4 protein-coding genes and 3 rRNA genes are annotated in these 8,111 nt (G+C 54.1%); 6 read left to right on the top strand and 1 reads right to left on the bottom strand.

From position 1 onward, the window contains the following. The 6 genes from HMPREF9465_RS13560 to ltrA all read left to right on the top strand — a co-directional run. Positions 1-49 (top strand): 16S ribosomal RNA (locus HMPREF9465_RS13560); the annotation flags it as partial. Positions 50-321: 272 nt separating this feature from the next. Then, positions 322-3,204 (top strand): 23S ribosomal RNA (locus HMPREF9465_RS12015). A gap of 118 nt (positions 3,205-3,322) precedes the next feature. After that, a 5S ribosomal RNA gene (gene rrf, locus HMPREF9465_RS12010) occupies positions 3,323-3,437 on the top strand. Positions 3,438-3,994: 557 nt separating this feature from the next. Beyond that, the gene (lptF, locus tag HMPREF9465_RS11995) at positions 3,995-5,125 is read left to right on the top strand and encodes an LPS export ABC transporter permease LptF (protein ID WP_005437365.1); all 1,131 of its coding nucleotides are present in this window, start codon (positions 3,995-3,997) and stop codon (positions 5,123-5,125) included. Between the two features lies 1 nt (position 5,126). Further along, on the top strand, positions 5,127-6,266 hold the full coding sequence (gene lptG / locus HMPREF9465_RS11990) for an LPS export ABC transporter permease LptG (protein ID WP_005437364.1): 1,140 nt from the start codon (positions 5,127-5,129) through the stop codon (positions 6,264-6,266). A gap of 582 nt (positions 6,267-6,848) precedes the next feature. Further along, positions 6,849-7,628, top strand: a complete 780-nt coding sequence (ltrA, locus tag HMPREF9465_RS11985) for a group II intron reverse transcriptase/maturase (protein ID WP_005437362.1) — start codon at positions 6,849-6,851, stop codon at positions 7,626-7,628. Between the two features lie 244 nt (positions 7,629-7,872). On the opposite strand, the gene HMPREF9465_RS11980 is transcribed toward ltrA, so the two are convergent. After that, the coding region (locus HMPREF9465_RS11980) for an IS256 family transposase (protein WP_005437360.1) at positions 7,873-8,111 on the bottom strand (239 nt) is incomplete at its 5' end.

Below are 8,111 nucleotides of genomic sequence, written 5' to 3'. Positions count from 1 at the left end.
GTCGTAACAAGGTAGCCGTACCGGAAGGTGCGGCTGGATCACCTCCTTTATAGAGAGATGCAAGAAATCCTCTTGAAGTTGACTCGGTGTTCACACTTATCAGTTTCGTTGAAACTTGATTGCTCTTTAAAAATTTGGAAAGAAACAAAGCGTTCTGTCAAAAGAAGCTGCCGTAATGAGATGGCAGTGGATGTTGACAGACGGGTTGTGATTGCATTCATTGATTCATTGAAGTTCTCAAGAACCGACATAATCAGAGAAATCAGCGTATACGTTATAGATTGCTTGTGACTTTGAGGGCAAAAGGCCTCAGGGTTATAGGATCAAGCGACTAAGTGTATGTGGTGGATGCCTTGGCGATCACAGGCGATGAAGGACGTGACAGCCTGCGAAAAGCTGTGGGGAGCTGGCAAATAAGCTTTGATCCACAGATGTCCGAATGAGGGAACTCACCTGCTTTGCAGGTATCCCATCCTGAATATATAGGGATGGGAGGCGAACGAAGCGAACTGAAACATCTAAGTAGCTTCAGGAAAAGAAATCAACCGAGATTCCGAAAGTAGTGGCGAGCGAAATCGGATCAGCCCAGCACTCGATAGCAGCCAACTTACGGGAACGGTCTGGAAAGTCCGGCCATAGAGGGTGATAGCCCCTTACTGGAAAAGGCAGCTGTGGTACTAAGTGTGCGATAAGTAGAGCGGGACACGTGACATCCTGCTCGAAGATGGGGGGACCATCCTCCAAGGCTAAATACTCGTGATCGACCGATAGCGTACCAGTACTGTGAAGGAAAGGTTAAAAGAACCCCGGGAGGGGAGTGAAATAGATCCTGAAACCGCATACATACAAACAGTAGGAGCCTCGTTAAGGGGTGACTGCGTACCTTTTGCATAATGGGTCAGCGACTTACGTTTAATGGCGAGCTTAACCGTATAGGGGAGGCGCAGCGAAAGCGAGTTCGAACAGAGCGTTCAGTCGTTAGGCGTAGACCCGAAACCAGATGATCTATCCATGGCCAGGTTGAAGGTGTGGTAACACACACTGGAGGACCGAACCGACTAGTGTTGCAAAATTAGCGGATGAGCTGTGGATAGGGGTGAAAGGCTAAACAAATCTGGAGATAGCTGGTTCTCCCCGAAAACTATTGAGGTAGTGCCTCGTGTATGACTCCAGGGGGTAGAGCACTGTTATGGCTAGGGGGACATGGCGTCTTACCAAACCATGGCAAACTCCGAATACTTGGAAGTTTGAGCACGGGAGACAGAGCACCGGGTGCTAACGTCCGGACTCAAGAGGGAAACAACCCAGACCGCCGGCTAAGGTCCCTAATATTGACTAAGTGGAAAACGAAGTGGAAAGGCTAAGACAGTCAGGAAGTTGGCTTAGAAGCAGCCATCCTTCAAAGAAAGCGTAATAGCTCACTGATCGAGTCTTTCTGCGCGGAAGATGTAACGGGGCTAAGTCAATAACCGAAGCCGCGGATTCACACTTGTGTGTGAGTGGTAGGGGAGCGTTCTGTAAGCCTGCGAAGGTGACTCGTAAGGGTTGCTGGAGGTATCAGAAGTGCGAATGCTGACATGAGTAACGTTAAAGCGGGTGAAAAGCCCGCTCGCCGTAAGCCCAAGGTTTCCTGCTCTACGTTCATCGGAGCAGGGTGAGTCGGCCCCTAAGGTGAGGCTGAGAAGCGTAACTGATGGGAACAAGGTTAATATTCCTTGACCACCGCTGAATGCGAAGGGGGGACGGAGTATTGAAGATCATCCGGGTGTTGGATATCCCGGTTTGCGAGCGTAGGAGGCTGACAGGCAAATCCGTCAGCGAATCTCCGAGGCGAAGCATCGAGCTCTCTTTTGAGCGAAGTGATTGGATGTGCTTCCAGGAAAAGCCTCTAAGCTCCAGTTCAGCGGGACCGTACCGCAAACCGACACTGGTGGGCGAGCTGAATATGCTCAGGCGCTTGAGAGAACTCAGGAGAAGGAACTCGGCAAATTGACACCGTAACTTCGGGATAAGGTGTGCCTTTGTAGCGTGGAGGGAGAAACACCCCGAGCGCGAAGAGGTCTCAGATAATCGGTGGCTGCGACTGTTTATTAAAAACACAGCACTCTGCAAAGACGAAAGTCGACGTATAGGGTGTGATGCCTGCCCGGTGCTGGAAGATTAATTGATGGGGTGCAAGCTCCTGATCGAAGTCCCAGTAAACGGCGGCCGTAACTATAACGGTCCTAAGGTAGCGAAATTCCTTGTCGGGCAAGTTCCGACCTGCACGAATGGCATAACGATGGCCACACTGTCTCCTCCTGAGACTCAGTGAAGTTGAAGTGTTTGTGATGATGCAATCTCCCCGCGGCTAGACGGAAAGACCCCATGAACCTTTACTGTAGCTTTGCATTGGACTTTGAACCGATCTGTGTAGGATAGGCGGGAGCCTGTGAAACCACAACGCCAGTTGTGGCGGAGGCGTCCTTGAAATACCGCCCTGATTTGTTTGAGGTTCTAACCTGGGACAGTCATCCTGTCCGGGGACCGTGCATGGTAGGCAGTTTGACTGGGGCGGTCTCCTCCTAAAGGGTAACGGAGGAGTGCGAAGGTACGCTAGGTACGGTCGGAAATCGTGCTGATAGTGCAATGGCAAAAGCGTGCTTGACTGCGAGACCCACAAGTCGAGCAGATACGAAAGTAGGTCATAGTGATCCGGTGGCTCTGTATGGAAGGGCCATCGCTCAACGGATAAAAGGTACTCTGGGGATAACAGGCTGATACCGCCCAAGAGTTCATATCGACGGCGGTGTTTGGCACCTCGATGTCGGCTCATCTCATCCTGGGGCTGTAGCCGGTCCCAAGGGTATGGCTGTTCGCCATTTAAAGAGGTACGTGAGCTGGGTTTAAAACGTCGTGAGACAGTTTTGTCCCTATCTGCCGTGGGCGCTGGAAGATTGACGGGGGCTGCTCCTAGTACGAGAGGACCGGAGTGGACTCACCTCTGGTGTACCGGTTGTCACGCCAGTGGCATCGCCGGGTAGCTATGTGGGGAAGAGATAACCGCTGAAAGCATCTAAGCGGGAAACTTGCCTGAAGATAAGTCTTCCTGGAGGCTAGACCTCCCTAAAGAGTCGTTCGAGACCAGGACGTTGATAGGATGGGTGTGTAAGTGCTGTGAGGCACTCAGCTAACCATTACTAATTGCTCGTGAAGCTTGATCCTATAACCGTGAAGCTTTTTTGACTGAATGTCGTCAAGAGAATTTCTGAGTCAATGAATCACAGCTCAGCTTTGTTTCTGACCAAGTAAAGAATTCGCTGCTCGCGCAGCAAAGCCTTTGCCTGATGACCATAGAGAGGTGGTCCCACTCCTTCCCATTCCGAACAGGACAGTGAAACACCTTATCGCCGATGATAGTTGGTTGTATTTCCAGTGAAAGTAGGACATCGTCAGGCTCATCATTCCAAGAACCCCGGTTTCGAAAGAGATCGGGGTTTTTGCTTTTCAGTATATTGTTCGCCTCTGTTCCATCTATATGAAATTCAAGGAGTTTCCAATAATATCCACAATGAAGAGGGTGTGGATAAGTTATGCACACGTGACTTTTGCCAGCTCTCGCCGCCACCAGTTTGCAGGCGTTTTCAGGCTCCTGTTTTTTTTAATGGGTTGAAATATATGGATAATTTGCAGTTATCCACAAAACCGTGACCTCTCCGAAAAGTTTTCCACAGTTTTAAACCTTCAGCACATCCTCTAGTTTCTCGCTTAAGTTGTTGTTGTCAATGGAAAATCTGTAAACGCGGGAGCGTTTTGTCAATAGTTGTCCACAGGCTGGGGCCTAAGTGTGGAAAACTCGTGTTTGAACGGCTTTGCGCAGCCTGGCTGCTTGAAGCGTATTCGGTCGAACGACTTCAATTCGTCTAAAATCAATATTTTGACGAAGTCCGCGTGCCGTCCCGGCGGCAGCGTTCTCCTGTCGGCCCAACCTACATTTGCGCGGAATCTCTGCTCCATGATCTTTAAGCGTTCCATGGTTTCTGAACTGGCCAACAGTGCCGGCGGTGTCTTCACCGTTCTGTTCACCATTGTTCTGGCAGTCGGTATGGTCCGCATTCTCAGTCTTGCGGCCGGTGGTCGCATCGACAACGGAACCGTGCTGCAGATGGTGCTCTACAACGCGCTGACGAACCTGCCTCCGCTTCTGACGCTCTCATTCTTCATCGCCGTCCTGATGACGATGATGCGCTGGTGGCAGGACAATGAAATGGTCGTGTGGTTCTCTTCCGGCGGCCGCTCCCTCTTTTCATGGGTTCCTCCCGTCCTGCGCTTCGCCCTGCCCTTTGTCGTGGCCGTGGGCGTGCTCTCCATCGTCATTTCTCCGTGGGCCCGCTCCCAGACCGAAATCACCCGCAATGAATTCGCTCAGCGTGATGAAGTCAACCGTCTTGCACCAGGCCGATTCATCGAGACGATGGGCGGCAAGCGTGTCTTCTTCATCGAGTCCCAGGGGGAGTCGCCCAACGAAGTGGGCCGCATCTTCATGGCTGAACGAACCAGCAAGGGCGAGTCGACGGTGACTGCCGAGCGCGGTACGGTCGAAATCAATTCGGAAGGCGACCGCTACATCGTTCTTCACAACGGCCGCCGTCATGAAACGGCGCTTGATACCCCCGTCACTCGCGTGGTCGAGTTCGACGAGTACGCTGTACGTCTTGACATCAAGGTTGACAAGAGGCTCGAGTCCGGCAAGGTCTCGGCTCAGCCGATGACGGTGCTCTTTGCAGGCATGACGCCCGACCAACAGGCCCAGATCTTCTGGCGCTTCTCCTGGCCTGCGGCCGCCTTCCTGCTTGCGCTGTTTGCGATTCCTCTCTCTGCGTCGAATCCCCGCGCAGGCCGCAGCCTCAACATCATTATTGCCGCTCTGGTGTTCATTCTTTACCTCAATGCCATTTCGGTCGTGCAGACTTGGATTGAGCAGGGCAAGTTCGGCTACATGACCGGTCTTTTCCTGCTGCACGGGTTCGTCGCCATGCTCTGCGCGCTCTTTTTCATTCGTCGCGTCTACATGATGAGATGGCTTCCCGTCTGGTGCAGCCCCTGGTATTGGCGTCGTCGCCTGATTTCTTCGAAGGAGAACTAAGATGCGCGTCATTACCCGCCAGCTGGCCAAGGAAATTCTCTTCTCGTCGGGCTTCGTGCTGATCGCACTGGTTGCGCTCTTTGCCTTCTTTGATCTGGTCGGCCAGCTCGACGACGTGGCTGACGGCCGCACGATCATGCAGGCGTTCACGCTTACGGCCTTCACACTGCCCGCCCGCATCTACGAAGTGATGCCGCTCGCTGCGCTGCTGGCCTCCGTCTATACGATGTCCCGCTGGGCTGCGACAAGCGAGTTCACCTGTCTGCGCGTCGCAGGCATGTCGCCCGTGACGCTCGCTCTTTCCCTGATGCTTCCCGGCATCATCCTCGTGGGCATTACCTACACCTTCGGCGAGTTCATCGCGCCGGCGGCCTCGCGTTATGCGGCCGAGGTGAAGTCCATTTCGAACAATCAGACCACCCGAACCGCCCGCGGATATTCCTCGGGCGTCTGGGTGCGCGACGTGACGACGGGCGAGCGCGGTCTTGAGATTGACCGTTACATCAACGTGAAGTATCTCAATGCGACCGATTCGGCCGAGACGGGAGGCTGGCGTCTGTTTGAATTCGACAAGCAGGGCCGCATCCGTGTCTTCATCGAATCCGAGTCGGCTCACTTTGAGCCCGGCAAGGGCTGGCTCCTGAAGGACGTCGTACGTTATGACTATCCCGTCTTCGATGCTGCGGACAACAAGCCGCTTGAATCCCGCATTGAAATGACGAAGGCGGACGAGCTTCTTCTTCACTCCTCCCTGGGTCCCGACACTCTCAGTGTCATGACCGTGAAGCCCGATACGATGTCCATGCGAGACCTCGACCGCTACGTGAGCCATCTGAAGAAGAACAACCAGCAGTCCGAGCATTACGAGGTTGCGTTCTGGAACAAGGCCTTTTATCCGCTCGCCACGCTCGTGATGATCGCGCTGTCGATGCCGTTCGCCTACATGAATGCACGCTCCGGCGGTCTGGCGATCAAGATGTTCGTCGGCGTCATGATCGGCATTGTCTTTTACGCGCTCAACAACCTCTTCTCGTATCTGGGCGTACTCAACACCTGGTCGCCGATTGTGGTGAGTCTGGTGCCGACAGTGAGCATGTTGATCATGGCGGCCGTCGCCATGTTCCTAGTCGAGCGGCGATAGCTTCAGGTCCAGCATTCGAAAAGCGAAAGGCCCGCAGTTCAACCTACGGGCCTTTCGCTTGTGTGCTCGGCATGGGCACGTTCTAACGGGTGAAAGTCCCGAGAGGGGCCGGCAGTGGCAACCTCATAGCCAAAAGCAAGGTGTGCGTCGCGAGGCGTAGGCTGAAAGAAGCTGGAGGCAAACCCTTGAGCTGATGAACAAGAACCTCATCAGGCATACGACGGCGGATAAGCTCGCAAGGCAGAGTGAAGTCCGACAACTGCACGGAGCCGTTGGTGTAAATGAGGCAGCTGCATGAGGGGAAAGAGCGTGTTTCTTACCCGAGGAGGTCTCACGGACGCCGTTCCATTCGGAGCGTCGGAGTAAAGCTTGTCGTGAGAAGTCAGCAGAGGCCATAGTACCGAGCGGGATGGTGCTCGGGAAGGGCTGAAATCAATAACAGGAGGCGTCCGACGTAGCCGACAACCCGTTTATTGCTGAAAAATCCCGAAGGGGGACCCCTGCGGAACAGGGGAGGATCGGAGGGGAGCAAAGGGAAGAAGGACGAGAAAGAACAAACGCCGCCACATGCGAAGGCAACGAATGGTAACCCTAGAAGCCATCCTTGAACGGAACAACTTGAACCGAGCTTATAAGCAGGTCAAGGCAAACAGAGGCGGTCCGGGCGTCGACGGCATGACCGTAGACGAGTTCTTGGACTATCTGCGTGCGCACGCCGTCGAGATAGTGGAAACCGTGAAGGCGGGGAAATACAAACCTCAGCCCGTACGCCGAGTCATGATCCCGAAGGAGGAGAAAGGCAAGTTCAGACCGTTGGGAATTCCAACTGCTGTCGATCGAGTCATCCAACAGGCGATCGCGCAGAAACTGAGCGACGAATACGAACCAGTATTCAGTTTGCACAGTCATGGCTTTCGCCCGTGCAGGAGTTGCCGGACGGCCATTGACGAGGCCCTCGATATCGCAAATCAGGGTTACGTCTGGGTCGTGGACCTCGACCTGTCGAAGTTCTTCGACACTGTCAACCACTCCAAGCTCCTGCGACTCTTGTCGGACAAGCTCAAGGACGGACGAGTAGTCTCACTCATCCACAAGATCCTGAGAGCACCGATACAAGAAGGGGACAAGATCACGCCATGCGAAATAGGAACGCCGCAAGGCGGTCCGGTCAGCCCCGTTCTCGCCAACATCATGCTCAACGAGCTCGACCATGAGCTCGAACGCAGAGGGCACCGTTTCGTTCGGTACGCCGACGACATGATGATCTTCTGCAGGAGCAGGAAGGCGGCGGAGCGGACTCTCAGACACCTCAAGCCCTACGTGGAGGGAAAGCTGTTTCTGAAACTCAACGAACAGGCATGACGGATCCGAACCTGAAGTTCCTTGGGGGAGTGTCAGGATTTCTGTGTCTGGGGAGGTTATTCCAGGGGCAGCCCAACGAGGCTGCCCTTTGTATTTGAGATGCAGTATGCCAGACCTGATGCGATAGCGGGGGCTAAGGTGGAGGGGCCCGCGCGGAGCGCGGGAGGATCCTCCTTAGCCCCCGCTATCGCGCGCCGCGAAGCGGCTGGCGCGTTAGCGCGAGAGGTCTAATCATATCCCTTCCTTACTCCATGGCACCTGTAAAGCGCTCACCAAACAGCAGAGCGAACTGGGGCATGGCAGCAGCCCACTTGGGCGTAGCACGCTTCCAGGAGGCCGTGAAATTCATGATGGCCAGGTAAATCAGCTTCTTGGCAGCGTCCTCATTGGGGAACAGAGTGCGCGTCTTGATCACCTTCCTGATAGCACGGTTGAGCCCTTCAATCGCATTGGTCGTATAGATCAGCGTACGGATCTCAGGAG

Origin of the sequence: Sutterella wadsworthensis 2_1_59BFAA, from assembly GCF_000297775.1 — a bacterium.
GTDB classification, from domain to species: Bacteria; Pseudomonadota; Gammaproteobacteria; order Burkholderiales; family Burkholderiaceae_F; genus Sutterella; species Sutterella wadsworthensis_A.
Note: the sequence above shows the minus strand (reverse complement) of the source record. Positions and strands in the feature narration are given on the sequence as shown.

Bases quoted from the DNA above. Each gene is read 5' to 3' on its own strand.
- lptF (WP_005437365.1), top strand. From the start codon at position 3,995: ATGATCTTTAAGCGTTCCATGGTTTCTGAACTGGCCAACAGTGCCGGC.
- lptG (WP_005437364.1), top strand. From the start codon at position 5,127: ATGCGCGTCATTACCCGCCAGCTGGCCAAGGAAATTCTCTTCTCGTCG.
- ltrA (WP_005437362.1), top strand. From the start codon at position 6,849: ATGGTAACCCTAGAAGCCATCCTTGAACGGAACAACTTGAACCGAGCT.